The organism is Azorhizobium oxalatiphilum, assembly GCF_014635325.1.
In the GTDB taxonomy this organism is placed as follows: Bacteria; Pseudomonadota; Alphaproteobacteria; order Rhizobiales; family Xanthobacteraceae; genus Azorhizobium; species Azorhizobium oxalatiphilum.
This window is the reverse complement of the sequence record NZ_BMCT01000002.1, coordinates 338,082-358,049: the sequence shown is the minus strand read 5'-3', so window position 1 is coordinate 358,049 and position 19,968 is coordinate 338,082. Positions and strand designations below refer to the sequence as shown.

Annotated in this window: 22 protein-coding genes and 1 tRNA gene; 13 read left to right on the top strand and 10 right to left on the bottom strand. The window is 65.9% G+C overall.

What is annotated here, in order from left to right; translation table 11 throughout:
• Positions 1-53 precede the first annotated feature (53 nt).
• The 4 genes from ilvC to IEW24_RS10175 all read left to right on the top strand — a co-directional run bounded on the left by ilvC (position 54) and on the right by IEW24_RS10175 (position 2,965).
• Entirely contained in the window at positions 54-1,073 is a 1,020-nt protein-coding gene (ilvC, locus tag IEW24_RS10190) for a ketol-acid reductoisomerase (RefSeq protein WP_188578085.1), read from the top strand.
• A gap of 458 nt (positions 1,074-1,531) precedes the next feature.
• Positions 1,532-2,014 carry a flavodoxin FldA gene (fldA, locus tag IEW24_RS10185; RefSeq protein ID WP_188578083.1) on the top strand — a complete coding sequence of 161 codons (483 nt, stop codon included), beginning with the start codon at positions 1,532-1,534 and terminating at the stop codon, positions 2,012-2,014.
• The gene (locus IEW24_RS10180; protein WP_188578080.1) at positions 1,993-2,370 is read left to right on the top strand and encodes a DUF2023 family protein; all 378 of its coding nucleotides are present in this window, start codon (positions 1,993-1,995) and stop codon (positions 2,368-2,370) included. Before fldA ends, IEW24_RS10180 begins: the two co-directional genes overlap by 22 nt.
• A gap of 199 nt (positions 2,371-2,569) precedes the next feature.
• Positions 2,570-2,965 (top strand): winged helix-turn-helix domain-containing protein, encoded by a 396-nt coding sequence (locus IEW24_RS10175; protein WP_244644291.1) that lies wholly within the window; start codon positions 2,570-2,572, stop codon positions 2,963-2,965.
• Here IEW24_RS10175 and modC read toward each other — a convergent pair.
• The 5 genes from modC to IEW24_RS10150 form a co-directional block, all read right to left on the bottom strand.
• Positions 2,898-4,100 (bottom strand): molybdenum ABC transporter ATP-binding protein, encoded by a 1,203-nt coding sequence (modC, locus tag IEW24_RS10170; protein WP_188578078.1) that lies wholly within the window; start codon positions 4,098-4,100, stop codon positions 2,898-2,900. The genes IEW24_RS10175 and modC overlap by 68 nt on opposite strands.
• Positions 4,097-4,786 (bottom strand): molybdate ABC transporter permease subunit, encoded by a 690-nt coding sequence (gene modB, locus IEW24_RS10165; protein ID WP_188578076.1) that lies wholly within the window; start codon positions 4,784-4,786, stop codon positions 4,097-4,099. Before modB ends, modC begins: the two co-directional genes overlap by 4 nt.
• A gap of 83 nt (positions 4,787-4,869) precedes the next feature.
• Entirely contained in the window at positions 4,870-5,688 is an 819-nt protein-coding gene (modA, locus tag IEW24_RS10160; protein ID WP_244644289.1) for a molybdate ABC transporter substrate-binding protein, read from the bottom strand.
• Positions 5,689-5,768: 80 nt separating this feature from the next.
• On the bottom strand, positions 5,769-6,071 hold the full coding sequence (locus IEW24_RS10155) for a hypothetical protein (RefSeq protein ID WP_188578074.1): 303 nt from the start codon (positions 6,069-6,071) through the stop codon (positions 5,769-5,771).
• Positions 6,072-6,123: 52 nt separating this feature from the next.
• Positions 6,124-6,690, bottom strand: a complete 567-nt coding sequence (locus tag IEW24_RS10150) for a DedA family protein (protein WP_188578072.1) — start codon at positions 6,688-6,690, stop codon at positions 6,124-6,126.
• A 396-nt stretch (positions 6,691-7,086) separates the two neighbouring features.
• Here IEW24_RS10150 and IEW24_RS10145 point away from each other — a divergent pair, with 396 nt between their 5' ends.
• Complete coding sequence (locus IEW24_RS10145; RefSeq protein WP_188578068.1) at positions 7,087-8,709, top strand: DEAD/DEAH box helicase; 1,623 nt, start codon at positions 7,087-7,089, stop codon at positions 8,707-8,709.
• Between the two features lie 26 nt (positions 8,710-8,735).
• Positions 8,736-9,011, top strand: coding sequence for a translation initiation factor IF-1 (infA, locus tag IEW24_RS10140; protein ID WP_188578066.1), 276 nt, complete (start codon positions 8,736-8,738; stop codon positions 9,009-9,011).
• A 93-nt stretch (positions 9,012-9,104) separates the two neighbouring features.
• Here infA and IEW24_RS10135 read toward each other — a convergent pair whose 3' ends face one another.
• Positions 9,105-9,428, bottom strand: coding sequence for a hypothetical protein (locus tag IEW24_RS10135; RefSeq protein ID WP_188578065.1), 324 nt, complete (start codon positions 9,426-9,428; stop codon positions 9,105-9,107).
• Positions 9,429-9,731: 303 nt separating this feature from the next.
• On the opposite strand from IEW24_RS10135, the gene IEW24_RS10130 reads away from it, so the two are divergent.
• Genes IEW24_RS10130 through IEW24_RS10120 form a run of 3 tightly spaced genes read left to right on the top strand, consistent with a single transcriptional unit; the run spans position 9,732 to position 12,520 of the window.
• Positions 9,732-10,586 carry an ABC transporter ATP-binding protein gene (locus IEW24_RS10130; RefSeq protein WP_188578063.1) on the top strand — a complete coding sequence of 285 codons (855 nt, stop codon included), beginning with the start codon at positions 9,732-9,734 and terminating at the stop codon, positions 10,584-10,586.
• Positions 10,586-11,404, top strand: coding sequence for an ABC transporter permease (locus IEW24_RS10125; protein WP_188578815.1), 819 nt, complete (start codon positions 10,586-10,588; stop codon positions 11,402-11,404). The genes IEW24_RS10130 and IEW24_RS10125 overlap by 1 nt, the downstream gene beginning before the upstream one ends.
• Before the next feature lie 60 nt (positions 11,405-11,464).
• Positions 11,465-12,520 carry an ABC transporter substrate-binding protein gene (locus IEW24_RS10120; protein ID WP_188578061.1) on the top strand — a complete coding sequence of 352 codons (1,056 nt, stop codon included), beginning with the start codon at positions 11,465-11,467 and terminating at the stop codon, positions 12,518-12,520.
• A gap of 79 nt (positions 12,521-12,599) precedes the next feature.
• On the opposite strand, the gene IEW24_RS10115 is transcribed toward IEW24_RS10120, so the two are convergent.
• The 3 genes from IEW24_RS10115 to gph form a co-directional block, all read right to left on the bottom strand.
• The gene (locus tag IEW24_RS10115) at positions 12,600-13,205 is read right to left on the bottom strand and encodes a L,D-transpeptidase (RefSeq protein ID WP_244644287.1); all 606 of its coding nucleotides are present in this window, start codon (positions 13,203-13,205) and stop codon (positions 12,600-12,602) included.
• 240 nt (positions 13,206-13,445) lie between these two features.
• Positions 13,446-13,520 (bottom strand) — tRNA-Val (locus tag IEW24_RS10110).
• A gap of 102 nt (positions 13,521-13,622) precedes the next feature.
• Complete coding sequence (gene gph / locus IEW24_RS10105) at positions 13,623-14,309, bottom strand: phosphoglycolate phosphatase (RefSeq protein WP_188578059.1); 687 nt, start codon at positions 14,307-14,309, stop codon at positions 13,623-13,625.
• A 182-nt stretch (positions 14,310-14,491) separates the two neighbouring features.
• Between gph and rpiA the strand changes: the two genes are divergently transcribed.
• Together rpiA and IEW24_RS10095 are read left to right on the top strand one after the other, a co-directional pair.
• Positions 14,492-15,202 (top strand): ribose-5-phosphate isomerase RpiA, encoded by a 711-nt coding sequence (gene rpiA / locus IEW24_RS10100; RefSeq protein ID WP_188578057.1) that lies wholly within the window; start codon positions 14,492-14,494, stop codon positions 15,200-15,202.
• Positions 15,203-15,223: 21 nt separating this feature from the next.
• Positions 15,224-15,754, top strand: coding sequence for a DUF2059 domain-containing protein (locus tag IEW24_RS10095; RefSeq protein WP_188578054.1), 531 nt, complete (start codon positions 15,224-15,226; stop codon positions 15,752-15,754).
• 57 nt (positions 15,755-15,811) lie between these two features.
• Here IEW24_RS10095 and IEW24_RS10090 read toward each other — a convergent pair whose 3' ends face one another.
• A complete protein-coding gene (locus IEW24_RS10090) occupies positions 15,812-17,944 on the bottom strand; it encodes a glycosyltransferase family 2 protein (RefSeq protein ID WP_188578053.1) in 2,133 nt (710 codons plus the stop codon).
• A 266-nt stretch (positions 17,945-18,210) separates the two neighbouring features.
• On the opposite strand from IEW24_RS10090, the gene gor reads away from it, so the two are divergent.
• Positions 18,211-19,569, top strand: coding sequence for a glutathione-disulfide reductase (gene gor, locus IEW24_RS10085; RefSeq protein ID WP_188578051.1), 1,359 nt, complete (start codon positions 18,211-18,213; stop codon positions 19,567-19,569).
• Positions 19,570-19,646: 77 nt separating this feature from the next.
• The gene (locus tag IEW24_RS10080) at positions 19,647-19,943 is read left to right on the top strand and encodes a hypothetical protein (protein WP_188578048.1); all 297 of its coding nucleotides are present in this window, start codon (positions 19,647-19,649) and stop codon (positions 19,941-19,943) included.
• Positions 19,944-19,968: the final 25 nt, after the last annotated feature.

Sequence of the window (19,968 nt, the reverse complement as noted above, 5' to 3'; positions counted from 1 at the left end):
AGATCCGGGTTCGTCCCGTACCCCCTTCAACCGTTCAATAAAGAGGAAAGTCCATGCGCGTTTATTATGATCGTGATGCCGACCTGAACCTGATCAAGGGCAAGAAGGTTGTCATTGTCGGCTACGGCAGCCAGGGCCATGCCCATGCGCTCAACCTGCGCGACAGCGGCGTGAAGGACATCGTGGTCGCCCTGCGTCCCGGCTCCGCCACCACCAAGAAGGCCGAGGCCGAAGGCTTCAAGGTCATGGCCCCCGCCGATGCCGCCAAGTGGGGCGACGTGGTGATGATGCTCACCCCGGACGAGCTCCAGGCCGACATCTATCGTGACAGCCTGCACGAGAACATGAAGCAGGGCGCCGCCCTCCTGTTCGCCCACGGCCTGAACGTGCACTTCAACCTCATCGAGGCCCGCAAGGATCTCGACGTGCTCATGATCGCCCCCAAGGGCCCCGGCCACACCGTGCGCTCGGAGTATCAGCGTGGCGGCGGCGTGCCGACCCTCATCGCCATCGCGCAGGACGCCTCGGGCAACGCCCATGACCTCGGCCTGTCCTACGCCTCGGCCAATGGCGGCGGCCGCGCCGGCATCATCGAGACCACCTTCAAGGAAGAGTGCGAGACCGATCTGTTCGGCGAGCAGGTCGTCCTCTGCGGCGGCCTCGTGGAGCTGATCCGCGCCGGCTTCGAGACGCTGGTGGAAGCCGGCTACGCGCCCGAGATGGCCTATTTCGAGTGCCTGCACGAAGTGAAGCTGATCGTCGACCTCATCTATGAGGGCGGCATTGCCAACATGAACTACTCCATCTCCAACACCGCGGAGTATGGCGAGTACGTGACCGGCCCCCGCATCATCACGCCCGAGACCAAGGCCGAGATGAAGCGCGTGCTGAACGACATCCAGTCCGGCAAGTTCACCCGCGACTGGATGCTGGAGAACAAGGTCAATCAGGCTTCGTTCAAGGCCACCCGCGCCCGCCACAACGCCCACCAGATCGAAGAGGTCGGTGAGAAGCTGCGTGACATGATGCCGTGGATCAAGGCCAAGGCGCTGGTCGACAAGACCAAGAACTGAGTTCGTTTCGAACGGACGCTTTCCAGGCCCGCCGCTCCGAAAGGGGCGGCGGGTTTTTCACATCCGGCGGTGGGCAAGATGTGCTGTAACTTGAGGGGCCTGGCTGCTCCATCCCCGCAATTAACAGTTGTGGGTCGCGGGCCGGCGGGCGAGCGCCTGTCATGTGCCGGTGGTTCGCAGTGCCGGAGCTATGGCTATCGACTTTCAGTATTCAGAAAATAATTGCCGTCTTTCCGATTGTCATTCGTATGCAAGCTATTGTCGGAAAGCTGACATCTGCGTCGTATTTATACTCCATTGAATCATTCTCATTTATAACTGCGCCAATACGTAAAACCCCTATGTTGTGACCGCACTTTCGCTGCCTCAATTTTCGTCCTGCCCCGCTGATGAGCAGGGCCGTCCGACGCCGGCATGGCGCGGCGTTCCCGATTTGAGGCCAGACGGAAGACGGACCCATGATTATCAATGTGATCTATGGCTCGGATGGCGGCGCGACCAAGGGCCTCGCCTCCCGCATCGCCAAGAAGGCGTCGGGCAAGGCCATCGACATCAAGGACGCCAAGGTGTCCGACTTCGAGAGCTGCGACCTGCTCATCCTCGGCTCGCCCACCTATGGCGCCGGTGATCTCCAGACCGATTGGGAAGCCAATGTGGACACCATGAAGTCCGCCAATCTCTCCGGCAAGAAGATCGCGCTCTTCGGCACCGGCGATCAGGAGACCTATCCGGACAGCTTCGTGGACGCCATGGGCATCCTCTATGACATGGCCGTGGAGCAGGGCGGCGAGGTGGTCGGCTTCACCGACACCTCCGGCTACAGCTACACCGGCTCCGCCGCCGAGCGGGACGGCCAGTTCGTCGGTCTGGCGATCGACCCCGACACCCAGTCCTCCAAGACCGAGAAGCGGGTGACGGAATGGCTGGCCAAGCTGGTCTAGACGAGACCGTCACGCTCCGCATTTTCAACCACAACATCTATGAGTACAGGCGGGGCGTGCGCTGCCTGTTTCTCATGACCATGGGCGCGCAGGAACTGCCGAACATCCTGACGCGGCTGGAGGAGACCGAGATCGACCACTTCGTGCAGGAAGTGAATTCGGTGAAGGTCAACCTGTTCTTCGGCCGCGCCGCTTTCGTGGACACCACCCGCAGCATTGTCACGAAACCCCTTTGCCAGCTCACGCCGGAAGAGGATTTCATGCTCGGCACGCTGCTGGGTTACGACCGCGAGCAGCAATGCGTGCGTTATCTGACGCGCTGTGCGCGGGCGCCGCTCTGCGGGACCTGCCACTGAGCAGCGGGGAGGGGCGGCGCCTTTGGGGTTCTGCGGCGGCTCCACTTGAGGCTATGATCGCCCGCCGGTCCGCTCCATGGCCGCCTAGAGCATGTTCGACTTGGTTTGCTCCGCAATCCAAGCCGAAAAACATTCTCTATCAATAGGTTGGAGTGTTTCAGTGTTTCCATGAAACAATGAAACACTCTAAGGACATGCCGTGACCGACACCCCCGCCGCCCGCACCTTCCTCCGCCTTGATTTCGCCGATGGCCGCAAGCTCGGGCCGGGCAAGATCATGCTGCTGGAGGCGGTGGGCACCCACGGCTCCATTCTCTCGGCGGCCAAGGCCATCGGCATGAGCTATCGCCGGGCGTGGCTGCTCATGGACGAGCTGGACCGCATGTTCGAGGAGCGGGTGATCCTCACCCATCCCGGCCGGCGGGGCAGCGGCACGGACATCACCCCCTTCGGCCATCGCCTGATCGCGCTCTACCGCGCCATGGAGCGGCAGAGCGCCAAGGCCACCGAAGGCGCGGTGGCGGAACTTACCCGTTCCCTCGCGAAGGCGTATCAGCCCCGACAAGACGCAGCGAAGGCGTCTGAGGCGGGCTGACCTTAGGTGGGTTAGCGGGTTCGGGTAGCGTCGCGCCGGGGGCGGGGGCGTCGAACAGCGGCGAGCGCGAATCGACCGCCACCGCCTTGATCATCACCCAGACGGGCATGCCCGGCTCCAGCGCGAGACGCGCCACGCTCTCCTTGGTGACGAGCGAACGCAGCACCGCATGGCCGAGGTCCACGCCCACATCGGCATAGGGGCCTTCCTCGCGGCGGATATCGGCCACCGTGCCGGCGAGGCGGTTGGTCACGGACACATCCATGGGCCGGGACAAGGACAGGGCCACGTCGCGCGAGCGAATGCGGGCGCGGGCGGGGGTGCCGAGCGGCAGGTCCACCAGCGGCACCCGCAATTCGCCATCGGCGAAGGCGAGGGTGGACAAGGCGAAGTCCGGATCGTGCGCCTTCACCGTGCAGTCGAGGATGGTGCCGAGATCGAAGCGCCCGACGATGGGCAGCATCTCGGGGCGCGACATCACCTGCGACACCGACCCCGCCGCCACCACGCCGCCATCGGCCATGGCCACGATCATGTCGGAGAGGCGCAGCACCTCTTCCAGCGAATGGCTGACATAGAGGATGGGCAGCTTCAGCTCGTCCCGCAGCCGCTCCAGATAGGGCAGGATTTCCGCCTTGCGCTGCTCGTCCAGCGCCGCCAGCGGCTCGTCCATGAGCAGCAGGCGCGGCTGGGCCAGGAGCGCGCGGCCGATGGCGACGCGCTGGCGCTCGCCGCCGGACAAGGTGTGCGGGCGGCGGCTCAACAGGTGGCCGATGCCCAGCATGCCCACCACGGCGTCGAAGCTGATGCGCTTCTCTTTCGCCCGCCGCTCGCCATAGCGCAGGTTGGTTTCCACCTTCATGTGCGGAAACAGACGCGAATCCTGGAACACATAGCCGACGCGGCGCTGCTCCATGGGCAATTCGGTGCGGGTGGCGGCGTCGAAGAAGACGGCATCGCCGATCTGGATGCGGCCCCGGTCAGGCCGCACGGTGCCGGCCACCATGTAAATGATGGTGCTCTTGCCGGCGCCCGAGCGGCCGAACAGCGCGGTGACGCCACGATCCGGCGCGGTGAAGCGCGCCTCCAGCTTGAAGCTGGTCGAGCGGGTGAGGGCGACGTCGATCTCGATCATATGCGCCCCAGAACCACGCGGATGCGGCGATCGGCAAACTCGGCCAGCAGCAGGGCGCCGAGCGCGAGCACGATGGACACGATGGTGAGCCGGAGCGCGATGTCGTCGCCGTCCGGCATGCTGGTGGCGCTGTAGATGGCGAGCGGAATGGTGCGCGTCACGCCTTCCACGTTGGAGACGAAGGTGATGGTGGCGCCGAACTCGCCCAGCGCCGAGGCCAGCGAAATGAGCGTGCCAGAGAGGATGCCGGGCAGCATGAGCGGCAGGGTGATGCTGAAGAAGACATCGAGCCGGGAGGCGCCGAGCGTGCGGGCGGCGGTCTCGAGGCCCTTGTCCACCGCGTCCAGCGACAGGCGGATGGCGTTCACCGTGAGCGGAAAGGACACCACGGCGGCGGCGACCGTGGCGCCGGCGGTGGAGAAGATCAGGCGGATGCCGAACCATTCGTTCAGATAGAAGCCGAAGGTGCCGCGCGCGCCGAGCAGCAGCAGCAGCAGATAGCCCACCACCACGCGCGGCAGCACCAGCGGCAGGTGGATCAGCCCGTCGAACAGGCCGCGCCCGGGGAAATGCAGGCGCGAGAGGATGAAGGCGACGAGGATGCCGGGCGGCAAACTCCAGACAGTGGCCCAGAATGCCACCTGCAGGCTGAGCCTTACGGCGGTCCATTCCTCCGGTGTCAGCATGACGGCGGGATTCCTCGATGACCTGAGACCACATGACCTTACGCCGGCAGAAGACTGCCGGCGCAAGGAAACCGTTCAGAACCTCACTTGGTGGTGAAGCCGTACTTCGCGTAGACCGCCTTCGCCTCGGGGCTCAGCAGGTATTCGAAGAAGGCCTTGGCGGCCGGGGTGTCCTGCCCCTTCACGATGGCGAAGGGATAGACCACAGGATCATGGCTGTCGGCCGGGAAGGTGCCGGCGACCGTCACGTTCTTGGCCACGGCGGCGTCGGTCGCATAGACGATGCCGGCGGCGGCCTCGCCGCGCTCCACCAGAGCCAGCGCGGCGCGCACGCTCTCGGCGCCCACCACGTGCGGACGCACCTTGTCCCACAGGCCGAGCTTGGTCAGCGCCGCCTTGGCGTAGACGCCCACCGGCACGCTCTCCGGAATGCCGGTGACGAGCTTGCCGTCCTTGCCGAGCAGGGTCTCGAAGTCGAAGGACGAATTGATGGTGATCTTGGTGGGCTTGGTGGAGGGAACGATCACCACCAGCGAGTTGCCGATGGGCTCGACGCGGGTGTCCTTCACGACCAGATCGTTCTTCTCCATGAAGTCCATCCAGCGCGTGTCGGCGGAGATGAACACATTGGCCGGCGCGCCGGACTGGATCTGCTTGGCGAGATCGGAGGAGGCGGCGAACGAGGTGCGGACCGGCACCTTGGTCTTCTCGGTATAGGCCTTCGAGATGTCCTGGATGGCGTTGGTCATGCTGGCCGCCGCAAACACCGTCACCGCTTCCTGGGCGCGGGCGAAGGTCGGCACGGCCGCGCCGACCACGGCGGCGAGGGCCATCGAGAGCAGGGCGCGGCGGCCATGAAAGCGGGCATCGAAACGGCTGAGAGCAGTGGCGAGACGGGACATGGAGACCTCCATCGTTATATCCCGTCATATACAGCTTTCTGTGCCGCGCACCATCGCTCCCAAGCTAGAGTGGAACCGTTCTATTTCGGTTGGAGGCTGTTATCCCCACCTGGCGTGCCGGGCGGCGGGATCACCGGCGTGGTGCCCGTATCCGTCGGCGTCTTGCGGATTTCCGGATCGAGATTCTGTGCCGGCGGGATGACACCGTCGTTACGGCGCAGCTGGTCGCTGAGGTTTTCCCCCGGCCGCGGGCCGGGCACGGTGGGGCCGGGCGCATCGGGCGGTCGCTGGCTGTTGCCGGTCTGGGCCGAGGCGGGCAGGGGCGCGGCGAGAGCGCCCGCGAGCAACCCGCAGGCGAACAGGGAGTGGACTTTGAACATCATGCCTTTCCTCCGGGGTTAAACGGGCAACCCCGGCCGGAAAGGACGTGTTCCTTCACAATCCCAGCATGCGCAGCCAGCCCTCGGAGGAGTTGGGCAGATGATCCAGCAGTTTCAGCGCTGCCGCACCGGGTGCCAGCATGGCGAAGGACCATGCGAAGGCGCTGCCGATATTGGCGATCTGGAACGGGATCTGCCGCATGGCGAGAATGCCGGCCAGCAGCGGCACCACCGCCCGCGCGGGCCCGAAGAAGCGGCCCACGGCGACACCCCACACGCCATAGCGGGCGAAGAAGGATTCCGCCTGCGCCACCATCTCGGGGTGCCGGGACAGCGGCCACATGCGCTTGACGCCGTCCTTGAAATAATAGCCGATGATGTAGGAGACGGTGTCGCCGAGGATGGCGCCCAGGCTTGCCGCCATCCAGATGGGCCAGAAGCTGAGCCCGCTCGCCTCGATCAGCGCGCCGATGCCAAGCAGAAGCACGGTGGCGGGAATGAAGATCGAGAGGACGGCCAGCGATTCCCCGAAGGCGAGCGCGAAAACGATAGGAGCGGCCCATTGCTGGTGCTGTTCCACAAAAGCCAGCACCGGCGAGACGATAGAATTGAAATCGAACATGCCACCTCCGCAGCCCTATCTCTGTGCGAGCGCGGCGCAAATCAAGTGAGGATACCTCTCCTAGCGGAATGTTGAGGTGATGAGCAGCGCGATTTTCTCCTAATGTCGCAGCGCAGCAGCAACAGCCTTGAAAAGAACATGGATCTGGGCCATATGGCAGCTCGTAGCGATCAAGGTGCCTGTGAAAGGTCCATCTCGGGTCGCTCTCGGGCCGCGTAGCGGAAACCGCCCTCCGAGATCGCCCGGATCATTTCTGGTACGCTCGAACGGCTTCGGCCCGATTTCATCCGAATGATTGCGACAGCCCAGGCCACGCGGGGTGTCAAAGACCCCCGCGACAGCGCGTGCGTGCCCCAATGTGCGGCGCGGCCGGCTTTCGCCCATGAAAGACAGAGCTTGACCTCTTTCCACGAACTCGGCCTCGCCGAGCCTATCGTCCGTGCCCTCACTGAAGAGAAGCACATCACTCCGACCCCCATTCAGGCCCAGGCCATTCCCGCCGTTCTCGGCGGCAAGGATCTGATCGGCATCGCCCAGACCGGCACCGGCAAGACAGCCGCCTTCGCGCTTCCCATCCTTGACCATCTGGCCCGTAACCCGCGTCCCGTCCAGCCCAAGAGCGTTCGCGTTCTGGTGCTCTCGCCGACCCGCGAACTGTCCGGCCAGATCCTCGACAATTTCGACAAGTTCGGCCGTCACATTCGCCTGTCCACGACGCTGGCCATCGGCGGCGTGCCCATGGGCCGCCAGATCCGCGCCCTCCATCGCGGCGTCGATGTGCTGGTCGCCACGCCCGGACGCCTGATCGACCTCGTGGACAACCACGCGGTCCGTCTCGATCAGGTGGAAGTCTTCGTTCTCGACGAAGCCGACCAGATGCTGGACATGGGCTTCGTCCATTCCATCCGCGCCGTTGTGCGCAAGCTGCCGCCCAAGCGCCACAGCCTGTTCTTCTCGGCCACCATGCCGAGCGCCATCGCCGATCTCGCGGGCTCCATGCTGCGCAATCCGGTGACGGTTGCCGTGACCCCCGTCGCCAAGACGGCGGATCGCGTGGACCAGCGTGTGATCTTCGTGGAGAAGGGCAACAAGGCCCAGATCCTCGCCGAGATCCTGCGCACGGAGGAGATCGACCGCACCCTCGTCTTCACCCGCACCAAGCATGGCGCGGACAAGGTGGTGCAGGTGCTGGCCCGCAACGGCCTCGCCGCCGAGGCGATCCATGGCAACAAGTCCCAGAACCAGCGCGACCGCGTGCTCGCGGCCTTCCGCGAAGGCACCCTGCGCACGCTGGTGGCCACCGACATCGCCGCTCGCGGCATCGATGTCACCGGCGTGAGCCATGTGGTAAATTACGATCTGCCGAACGTGCCCGAATCCTATGTCCATCGGATCGGCCGTACGGCTCGCGCTGGGCGGGAAGGCATCGCCATCTCGCTGTGCGACGGTGAAGAGCGCGCATACCTGCGGTCCATCGAGAAGCTGATCCGCATGTCGCTCCCGACGACGGATCGGCGCGGCGAGGCCCGGCAGGCCCCGACCGGCACGCCGCTTCCGGTGGCGGCCGATGGTGAGCAGCGTCGCGGCAGCCGCCCGCAGGGCGACCGGCCGCGCGGCGAGCGTTCGCATGGTGAGCGTTCAAATGGCGAGCGCAACCGGGGCGACCGTCCCCGTGGTGAGCGCCATGGTGAGCGCCATCAGGGCGAGCGTCAGCAGGGGGAGCGCTCGGAGCGCCCCCACGGCGAGCGTTCGCATGGTGAGCGTTCGCAGGCGCCGCGTCAGCGCTCGGCCTCCGGCCAGCATCAGGAGAACCGGAAGCCGGAAGGCAACCGCAAGCCTGAGGGTCGTCCGGCGGCGGGTGGTGGTGTGCGCAATGAAGCGTCCCGTCACGAGCGCAACGGGCGCAGCCAGAACGGGCAGCGCTCGCAGGGCTCGGAGATGGGCGCGGTTGGTTTCATGCGGACGGCTTCGTCCGTTCGCAGCGACAAGACGGGGCCGGCACGGCGCCCGGCTCGCTGATATTTGGGGAAGCTGGAGCAAGCTATATGGCGAAAGAAGAACTGCTGGAGTTCGAAGGAACGGTGACGGAAGTGCTGCCTGACGGCAACTTCCGCGTGCGGCTCGACAATGATCATCAGATTCTGGCCTATGCGGCCGGCAAGATGAAGAAGAACCGCATCCGCACCATCGAGGGCGATCGCGTCGTGGTGGAAATGTCCCCCTACGATCTCGATCGCGGCCGGATCAATTTCCGCCACAAGGCGGAAGGCAGCGCGCCGCCGCCCGGCGCCCGGCGCCAGCAGAACTTCCGTCGTCGCTGATCAGCAGCGTCCACGACAAAACAAAAGCCGGGCTTCGACCCGGCTTTTTTCATGTCCAAACGGCTTTTCCCGGCTGCCCTTCCGGACTGCGCTTCAGATGCGGCTGGTGGGCGGCATGTCCAGCGTGATTTCGAGCACCGCCGGGTCCAGCAGCACGCGGCGGCGCAGCACGATCAGATCATGCCGCGAAGAATCCGACAGGCCCACCCGGTCGCCCTGCTGGATGGCGCTGTGGAAGCCGCTGGCATGCTCGGTCAGCCAGGTGATCCGCCCGGCGAGACCGGACTGAAGCACGAAAGCCTGCGCCATCTGGGTGAGAAGAATACGAACCTGGACGCCGCCGGCCGCCTGGCTTCCGGCGCTGCCGTCCTGGGATGAGTCTGCGGTCGGGCGTTGCGCGCGTGCGTAGTAGCTCATGCACCCAGAAATAGCATGACCGCAGCGGTTTCGCTACCTATCAACCGCCTACATTGCATGCATCAAATCTCTGGTACCGTTACGTAAATTTCCCCCGCTGGCGAGCGGGGCGCATTGGTCGCGGGCTCGCCGATCCCGTCGGCAAAGCGCATTTCTGCGAAAGAAATGCTGCACTGCACGCAGTTTTTCACCTGCAATGCCACACGCCAAGCAATTTAATTACGCCGTGTGGTTCTGTGACGCACAGAAGCATAGTAGGAGGAAACCGAGGGCCGGGATTGCCGGCGCGGCAGTGGAGGAAGCATGTCAGGGGTTGGTGGCCTCGCCGATGCAACACCCGTAACGGGTGCGCCGGCGGCGGCGGAACTCGAAGGTGTCCGCATCGCGTTTCCCGGCAGCCGTCCGAAGGATGCGCCGTTCGTGGCCGTGGAGGGCGCCAACCTCAGGGTCGCGGATGGCGAGTTCCTCGCCATCGTGGGGCCGACCGGTTGCGGCAAGTCCACGCTGCTGAACGCGGCCGCAGGTCTGCTGGTGCCTGCCGCCGGCAATGTCCGCATCTTCGGCGCACCGCTCGCCGGGCTGAACCGGCAGGCGGGATATCTGTTTCAGGCCGAAGCCCTGTTCCCCTGGAAGACGGTGCTGGACAACGTGTCCATCGGCCTCGAGATCGCCGGGGTCTCCGCCGCCGAGGCGAAGGCGCGGTCTCAGGACTGGCTGAAGCGGGTGGGGCTCGGCGCCTTCGGCGAACGCTATCCGCATATGCTCTCCGGCGGCCAGCGCAAGCGCGTGGGCCTCGCGCAGGTGCTGATCCGCGATCCCAAGATCCTGCTCATGGACGAGCCGTTCGGGCCGCTGGATGCGCAGACCCGGCAGATCATGGGCAATCTCCTGCTCGATCTCTGGAGCCTCGACCGCAAGGCGGTGATGTTCGTCACCCACGATCTCGACGAGGCCATCGCGCTCGCCGACCGGGTGGTGATCATGAGCGCCGGTCCGGCCTCCCGCATCATCGGCGAATGGCGGGTCAATCTTGAGCGCCCGCGCGACATCGCGGAGGTGCGCCTCACCCCGGAATTCCATGCGCTGCATCGGGAGATCTGGGGCGCGCTGCGCGAGGAAGTGGTGAAGGGCTATCGTCAAACGGAAGGTGCCGCGTGATGCGTCTGTTGTCCTCACGCCCGGTGCTGTTCGCCCTTCAACTGCTGGTGGCCGTCGCCATCATCGGCATCTGGCACATCGGCTCCACCTGGAAGGTGCCGGCCGGCCTGATCTCCCAAAAGTCCTTCTTCCTGCTGGACCCGTTCTTCTTCTCCACACCCGTGGCGGTGTTCGAGCGCACCTGGAAGGATTTCGCCACCGGGGTCATCTGGTATCACCTCGGCATCACCTTGCTTGAGACCGCGCTCGCCTTCGCCATCGGCGCCGCCGGCGGCGTGGTGATCGGCTTCTGGTTCGCCCGGCGGCGGATCGTGGCTGCCGTCTTCGACCCCTATGTGAAGATGGCGAATGCTCTGCCGCGCGTGGTGCTGGCGCCCATCTTCGCGCTGTGGCTGGGCCTCGGTATCTGGTCGAAGGTGGCGCTGGGCGTGAGCCTCGTGTTCTTCATCGTCTTCTTCAACGTCTATCAGGGCGTGAAGGAAGTGAGCCCCACCGTGCTCAACAACGCCCGCATGCTCGGCATGTCGGAGCGCCAGCTGCTGCGCCACGTCTACTGGCCCTCGGCGCTGACCTGGATGTTCTCCTCCCTGCACACCTCCGTGGGCTTTGCCCTCGTGGGCGCGGTGGTGGGCGAGTATCTCGGCTCGGCGGCGGGCCTCGGCTATCGCATCCATCAGGCCGAAGGCGTGTTCGACGTGACCGGCGTATTCTCCGGCATGCTGGTGCTGGCGGTGTTCGTGATCCTGATCGACGCCGTTGTGACCGTGATCGAGAACCGTCTCACCGTATGGCGGCCCACCGTTCCCGCCGGCCATTGAGTTGTCCGCCCGGCCATCGTGGGCCGGGCGTAAAAATGCAAAAACGTGAGGAGGAAACCCATGCGTTCCCACCGGACAGTGTTTTCAAAGTTCCTGCGCGTCGCCGTGCCGGCGGTGGCGCTCGCCCTCGGGCTCGCCGCGCAGGGTGCGCCTGCGCTCGCCCAGAAGGCCGAGAAGCCGACCCTGACGCTGGGCGTCGGCGGCAAGCCGTTGCTCTACTATCTCCCGCTGACCATTGCGGAGCGGAACGGCTATTTCAAAGAGGAAGGCCTCGACGTCACCATCAATGACTTCGGTGGCGGCGCCAAATCCCTGCAGGCGCTGATCGGCGGCTCCATCGATGCCGTGACCGGCGCCTATGAGCACACCATCCGCATGCAGGCCAAGGGACAGGACATCGTCTCGGTGATCGAGCTCGGCCGCTATCCGGGCATCGTGCTGGTGGTGCAGAAGGACAAGGCCGCCAAGTACAAGAGCGTGGCCGACCTGAAGGGCGCCAAGGTGGGCGTGACCGCGCCGGGCTCCTCTACCAACTTCTTCGTCAACTTCCTGCTGGCCAAGCAGGGCCTGAAGCCCGACGACGTGTCCTATATCGGTGTCGGCGGCGGTGCATCCGCGGTGGCGCAGATGAAGCGCGGCGAGATCGACGCCATGGCCAATCTCGATCCCGTCATCACCAAGGTGGAGAGCGACGGCGACGCGGTCGTGCTGGCCGATACCCGCACGGAGGAAGGCAACCAGAAGATCTTCGGCGGCGCCAATCCGGCTGCGGTGCTCTACCTCAAGCGCGACTTCGTGGCCGCCAATCCGGTGACCACCCAGAAGCTGACGAATGCCTTCTACAAGTCGCTGAAGTGGCTGGAGAAGGCGAGCCCGGAGGACGTGGCCAAGGTGGTGCCGGAGGAATATCTGCTCGGCGACAAGACGCTCTATCTGGCCGCGGTGAAGGCATCCAAGCCTACCTATTCGATCACCGGCGTGATCCCCGAGATCGGCATGAAGAATGCGCTTAACATGCTGGTGGAGTTCGATCCGGAGCTGAAGAGCGCCACCATCGACCTGCCGAAGACCTTTGATGGCACCTTCGTGAAGAAGGCGTCCGAGACCATCAAGTGAGCTGACGTCTCAAGGTTTACCCAAAAAGAAGGCGGGGCCCCGGAAACGGCGCCCCGCCTTTTTTGTCGGTGCGGCGTGCTCAGCGCATGACGTAGACGGTCGCGCCCACCTTCACGCGGTTATAGAGATCCACCACATCATCGTTGGTCATGCGGATGCAGCCGGACGACACCGCCTGTCCGATGGTCTCCGGCTCGTTGGAGCCGTGGATGCGGTAGAGGCTGGAGCCCAGATACATGGCGCGGGCGCCGAGCGGATTCTCGATGCCGCCGGGCATGTAGCGCGGCAGGTCCGGGCGACGCTTCAGCATCTGCGACGGCGGCGTCCAGGAGGGCCATTCCTTCTTGGCGCTGACCGTCTTCACGCCCGACCACTGGAAGCCGTCGCGGCCGACGCCGACGCCATATTCGATGGCTCGTCCTGGGCTCTGCACATAATAGAGCCGGCGCTCGCTGGTGCTGATGACGATGTTGCCGGGCTTGTACTTGGTGTCGATGGACACCGTCTGGCGCCCGAAGGGCGATACGCCCACCACGGCACCGCCGCCGGACATGCCGCCGAACAAAGCGGCGAAACCGAACGGATCATTGCTGCGGTTGACGGGCTGGCCGGGGGCCGCATGGGCGGAAACCGTGCCCAGAAGGGCGGCCGCAACGGCCGCAAGCGTGAGGCTTTTGAGCGTCATCGTCGATCAGTCCCTGCAACTCATGAGAGGTTATCGGGAGAAGAACCTGATTTCGCCGCATATGCGGCAGACGTGCAACGCTTGTGTGATTGTTTGGTTCACGCTTCGGAACGGTTTCTTGGGCTTGGCCGTTCACGGCCGCGCGAGGGCAGGGCGCGCAAAGCATGAGCCGAAGCGAGCGTGGACGCCGTATGACGGCGCGCAAGACAAAGCTTTTCAGAACGTTTTGAGAGGAACGGATGGTGGGCGATGCAGGGATTGAACCTGCGACCCCACCCGTGTGAAGGGTGTGCTCTCCCGCTGAGCTAATCGCCCATCCGTCCTGCCGCCGAACCGTTGTTCAGCAGCGAGGTCGGCTGTGTATGGCGGGGGGCTCGGGGTGTCAAGCACCCTCTGCCTCTTCATCCCGTTCCGGCGTCACGCGGCTGTGGATCGCAGCAAGTCATCCACAGCCAGACCCAGCTCGGAAAAGTGTGCAATCACTCGATCCGCGCCCAGTTGCGCGGCCGGGATTTCCGTATAGCCGAACGTCACGGCCACCGCCGGGATGCGGCAGGCTCGCGCGGTGTTCACATCGGTGGCGCTGTCGCCGACCATGATCGCCCGGCGCGGATCGCCCCCGCAGGCGGCAATCGTCGAGAGCAGGGGCTTCGGATCGGGCTTGGCGATACCGTAGGTGTCCGCCCCCGTGATGGCGGCGAAACGCTGCGTCAGGCCGAGCCCGTCCAGCAGCAGGCGGGCGAGATATTCCAGCTTGTTGGTGCAAACAGCGAGAATCGCTCCCTGCGCCTCCAGCCGGTCCAGCGCCTCGATGAGGCCGGGAAAGGGACGCGACTCGTCGGCGATGTGCGCGGCATAATGATCGAGGAACTGCCGGTTCATGCGATCGAGTTCGGTCGTCTCCACCGCCACGCCCGCATGGGTGAGGGCGCGCATGATCAGCATGCGCGCGCCGCCGCCGATCATGGGGCGCGCCTCGTCGCGATCCACCGGGGGGATGTTGTGGGTGGAGAGGACCAAATCCAGCGTGGACAGGAGATCGGGAGCCGTATCGACAAGCGTGCCGTCAAGATCAAAGGCGATGACGGGGCGGGTCTCGGACATGGTGGGGCAGTCCCTTTGCGTGGGCCGGAACGATTGTCGGCCATGGAAATATCTCTCCAATCTGCCGCTTTTCGCGCGCTACGTCGCGGGGGAACGCCAAAAGTGTTGGCCTCGTCCCCGCTTGTGGTTCGCGGCGATCACGGCTAGGCAACGCCCAGCAGCTTTACGAGAGCGTGTCTAAAATGGCCGATGCTGAGGATCTGAAACGCCGCGCCGCCGCGCGTGCGCTCGAATATGTGACGGACGGGATGCGGCTCGGCCTCGGCACGGGCTCGACCGCCAAGCATTTCGTCGCGCTGCTGGCCGAGCGCGTGGCCGGCGGCCTCAAGGTGGTGGGCGTGCCGACCTCCGAGCAGACCAAGGCGCAGGCTCTGTCGCTGGGCGTGCCGCTGGCGACGCTGGACGAGCAGCCTGAACTCGATCTGTGCATCGACGGCGCCGACGAGATTGGCCCCGGCCTCGCGCTGATCAAGGGCGGCGGCGGCGCGCTGCTGCGCGAGAAGATCGTCGCCAGCGCCGCCCGCGAGATGATTGTCATCGCTGACGAGACCAAGCTGGTGGGCACGCTGGGCGTGTTCCCGCTGCCCATCGAGATCGTCACCTTCGGCGTCGTCGCCACCACCCGCCGGCTGGAGAGCGCCATCGCCGCCGCCGGCTGCGCCGGTGAGCTGCGCCTGCGCCACACCAAGGATGGCAAGCCCTTCGTGACCGATCAGGGCAATGTCATCGTCGATGCCCATCTCGGCCAGATCGCCGATCCGCGCCGCCTTGCCCGGGCGGTGGAGGAGGTGGCGGGCGTCGTCGAGCATGGCCTGTTCCTTGGCCTTGCCCGCCGTGCCGTCCTGGCCGGCGCGGACGGCATCCGCGTGCTTGAAGATCAGACCGCAGCCTGAATCTGCCCACTGGAGAAACGCATGTCTCTGCTTCCATCCGTCCGGCGTCTGGGCATGGGCCTTTTCGCTCTCGGTCTCATGACCAGCGGCGCGCTGGCCCAGGCGGCGGCGCCCCAGCCGACCTCGTCCCAGCCGACCTCGTCCCAGCTGCAGGTCGCCCGCGAGCTGGTCGAGGCGAACGGCGAGGTCCGGGCCTTCGACGGCGTCATCCCCAACCTCATCGACGGCGCTGCCCTCGGCTTCCTCCAGACCAATCCGGATCTGGCCAAGAAGCTGCGCGACACGGCGCTGGCGCTGCGCCCGGAATTCGAGAAGCGCAAGAGCGAGATCGTGGACATCCTCGCGACCGCCTATGCCCAGCGCTTCACGGAAGCCGAGCTGAAGGAGGCTCTGGCCTTCTATTCCACCCCGGTGGGCAAGAAGCTGGTGAGCGACCGCGCGCAGATCGTCCAGCAGGCTGTGACCAGCATCCAGCAGTGGGGCGCCAAGCTGAATTCGGATGCCATGAACCGCATCCGCGAGGAGATGAAGAAGCAGGGCTACGATCTCTGATCGGCCCTGCGGCTTCCTGAAGATTGAAAGGCCCCGGTGTTCCGCACCGGGGCCTTTTCAGTTCTGAGGCCGGGGCACGCGGCTCAGGCGCGGCTCCAGGCTGCCCTCGGGGGCAGCGGCGAGGGTCGCATAGAGGCTCTTGCGGCGCAGGTTCGGATTGTAGTGCGGGTCCACCAGCGTCGAGGCGTGCCAGCGGGCCTCGAACCGCGCCCGCTGCGCCTTCAGCCGCTCGCGATGCGCCTTGGCCCGGCGCTTTCCGCGCGAAGCCGACTCGTGGTGGATGATGCAGGCGAACGGCGTCCACACCAGCTCATGGCCGGCCGCCACCGCACGCAGGCACAGGTCGATGTCGTTGCAGTCCTCGGCGAAACGCTCCGCATCCAGCGGGCCGATTGCGTCCCAGCAGGTGCGGGAGATCATCAGGCAGGCGCCGGTGACGGCGGAGAGGTTCTGCCGGCTGCGCAGGCGGCTGCCAATGCCGGGAGCGTCGGCGGCGGAATGGGCGAACCAGTGGCCGGCATAGGCGAATAGGCCGGCGATCACGCCCGCATGCTGGATGGTACGGTCCGGGAACAGCAGCTTTGCACCCACCACGCCCACGCCGGGCAAGCTGGCGAGCGCCACCATCTCGTCCAGCCAGCCGGGCTCGACCACTTCCATGTCGTTGTTGAGCAGGCAGATGAGTGAGCCGGACGCGGCATCCACGCCATTGTTGCAGATGCGCGGATAATTGAAGTCGCCGTCATCGCGCACGATTTTCGTGGCCGGCCAGAGGGCCTTGATCTCGTCGAACAGCGCAAAGGTCTCGGGCTGTACCGAGCCGTTGTCCACCACGATGATCTCGAAGTCCCGATAGCGCGTCAGCGCGATCATGGAGCGCAGCGTCAGGCCCAGCAGATCGGCGCGGTCCCGCGTCGGGATGACGAAGGAAACCAGCGGCTTTTGCTCCGGCACGGCATAGACCGGGCGCAGACGTCCGCCAGAGGCCATCACTTCGGTGCCGGTGACGCCGGCGAGGGCACGGGAGGCGGCTTCAACGGCGTCCGGCGGGAAGCTGCCGTCGCCCATGTCCGGCGTGCGGGCATAGGCGACGCGCGGCACGTGGCGGATAACAGCAGCGGGCAGGGGATCGGCCGCGCGCAGCAGCAGATCGTAACGCCATGCGCCGCCGAAGCCGATGCGGGCGCCGCCGATCTCCGTCAGCCGCTCGTTGTGCACCGCCCACAGCTGGCCGACATAGTCGATGCTGCGCAGCAAATGCCGGTTATAGGCGGGCTTGAACAGCCCTTCCGCTGGCAGCCCCTCGGCATCGAGCCGCTCTTCGTCCGTATAGAGCAGGCGGCAGTCCGCATGGGCCGCAAAGCCGGCGCGGATGATGGCGACCGCATCCCGCGTCACCCGTCCGCGCATATCGAGCGGGGCAACCAGCTCCGCAGCATTTCCAACAGCGGCAAGGGCCGCGTTGAAATCCTCGGCCGGATCGTCTCCCGCAGTGAGCAGGCGCACACGGACGCCATCCGCAACGCTTTGCTGCACCCCTTGCTGCGATGCAGCAGGTACGCTCACCAGCCAGTTCCATCGGGAATCGGTCTGTTGCTGCAATGCATCCTGAGCCAGCTTGAAGTCGGCTATGGTGCTGAAGGTCGAGATGAAGGTCAGGCGCGGGGCGGCCTCGGCCGCCGGCACTTCGGGGAAGCCGCCGACGAAACGCTCGCGATAGCGCCGGTAGAATTGGGTCTGTTCCGCCTGATGGGCGGGGCCCGCCTGAATGAGAGCGCCGTGCGTGCCGCGCAGGTCGCGGGCTGCTGCCCCCGCCATACGCCAGCGCTTCAGGATGGAGCGGGCGGCGAACACGCCATTGGCGAAGGCATGCAGCTTGAGGCCGACTTTGCTGCGCGGAAAATAGCCCACGCGCAGGCTCGGATCGGCCTGCTCCAGCACCAGACTCGCTGCGCCCTCAGGGATGAAGACACCGGATGCGGGTGCGCTGAGCTGGGCAGGGCCGAGGTTGCGGCCGGTCTTGTCGCGGAAGGCGCCGTACGCCTCGACGGGGCCACCGGCCAACACCAGCACGAAGGCATAGCCGCGCCGCCGCACCTTGAGGCGAACGCCGGGAGGCAGCTGGAATTCGGCCTGTCCACCGGATGTGCGCCGGGCGCGCAGCCAGCGGGGGGGAATGGGATCGGGCATGCACCTGCCGCAACTGGAAAAAGTCGGCGGACGGGTCGCCCCGGCCACCATCGGTTTGAAGCACCGATCATGGGGCGCGGGCAAGAGGCGCGAGCAAGAGGGCGTGCCGGTGGATCGGCGACGCATGGGTGCCTTCAGCTTGACGTCGCCCCCCCGAGGGACTTGAACTGCGCCCCCCAGCGGTCCTGCGCGCAGCGCGCGACCCCGAAGACCGGATACGGGCGGGCAGGGCGCGCGATGCCGCGCCACCGCCGGAGGATTGAGGCATGTCGCGAAGCGTTGATCTGTTCGTCATCGGCGGTGGCTCCGGCGGCGTGCGCGCCGCGCGCATCGCGGCGGGGCATGGCGCCAAGGTCATGCTGGCGGAGGAATACCGGCTGGGCGGCACCTGCGTGATCCGCGGCTGCGTGCCGAAGAAGCTGTTCGTCTATGCCGGCCGCTATGCCCACGATCTGGAGGACATGGCCGGCTATGGCTGGACGGTGGAGAACGCCCGCTTCGACTGGCCGACCCTGATCGCCCGCAAGGATGCGGAGATCGGCAGGCTGGAGGGCATCTATCGCCGCAACCTCGCCGCTCCCGGCGTCGAGATCGTGGATGAGCGGGCCGTCATCGAAGGGCCGAACACCGTGCGCCTCGTCGGCAGTGGCGAGGTGATCGAGGCCAGGTACATCCTGATCGCGGTGGGTGCGCATCCCGCGCTCGGCCCGGCGATTCCCGGCTGCGAGCTGGCCATCACCTCCAACGAGGCTTTCCATCTGCCGCAGCTGCCGCGCCGCATCATCGTGCAGGGCGGCGGCTATATCGCGGTGGAGTTCGCCTGCCTGTTCCGGGCGCTCGGCTGCGAGGTCAGCCTCGTGCTGCGCGCCGACCAGATCCTGCGCGGCTTCGACGAGGATGTGCGCACGCTGGTGGCCGCCGAGATGCGCCATGCGGGCATCGACATCCTGACCGGCCGCACGCTCACCGGCATTGCCAAGGCCGAGGGCGGCAAGCGCGTCTCCCTGTCCGACGGCAGCGAACTGGTGGTGGAAGAGGTGATGCTCGCCATCGGCCGCCTGCCCAACACCCAGAAGCTCGGCCTCGATACGGTGGGCGTGGCGCTGGACAAATCGGGTGCGGTGATCGTCGATGCGCAGGGGCAGACCAACGTGCCGTCCATCTATGCGGTGGGCGACGTGACCAACCGCATTAACCTCACCCCCGTGGCCATCCGCGAAGGCCACGCCTTCGCCGACACGGTGTTCGGCAACAAGCCCTGGACGGTGGACCACAGCACGGTCGCCACCGCTGTCTTCACCGAACCGGAGGTGGGAACGGTGGGGCTGTCCGAGCAGGCGGCGCGGGACGCGGGCCATCAGGTGGATATCTACAAGGCCCAGTTCCGGCCCATGCGGGCGACGTTGTCCGGCCGCGAGACGAAGATGCTGGTGAAGCTCGTGGTGGATGCGGTGAGCGACAAGGTGCTCGGCTGCCATGTGGTGGGTGAGTCGGCGGGCGAGATCATCCAGATGGCCGCCATCGCCATCGGCATGGGCGCCACCAAGGCGGATTTCGACCGCACGGTCGCCGTCCATCCCACCGCTGCGGAGGAACTGGTCACGCTGCGCAGCAAGGCTTCGTGAACAGGCGATTTGGCTCTGGACGGTGCGAAATCCGTCCCGCCATAAACATGGGTCCATTCGCTTAACGAGGGGAACCCGTGCGCACCTTCAAGTCCGTCGTGACGCTCGCCGTGCTGTCGCTCATTCCGCTGGCGCAGGCCTCCGCCGCGCCCATCCAGCCGAAGCAGGACCGGGCCGGTGTGCTCCGGCAATATCAGGCGCTGACGCCGGCAGACCGGCAGGCGACGATCGAGGCCTTCACCGGGCGCAAGATCAGCGGGTCCACCTTCAACACCATGGACGCCTGCACGCTGCGGCAGGGGACGGAGGCGAATGCCGGCAGCGCCCGGCTCGCCACCACGCTGGCCGGCTGCGCCAAGGAAGCCGGCCTCTGAAGCGTCAAAGGGCAGCGGAAAAAAT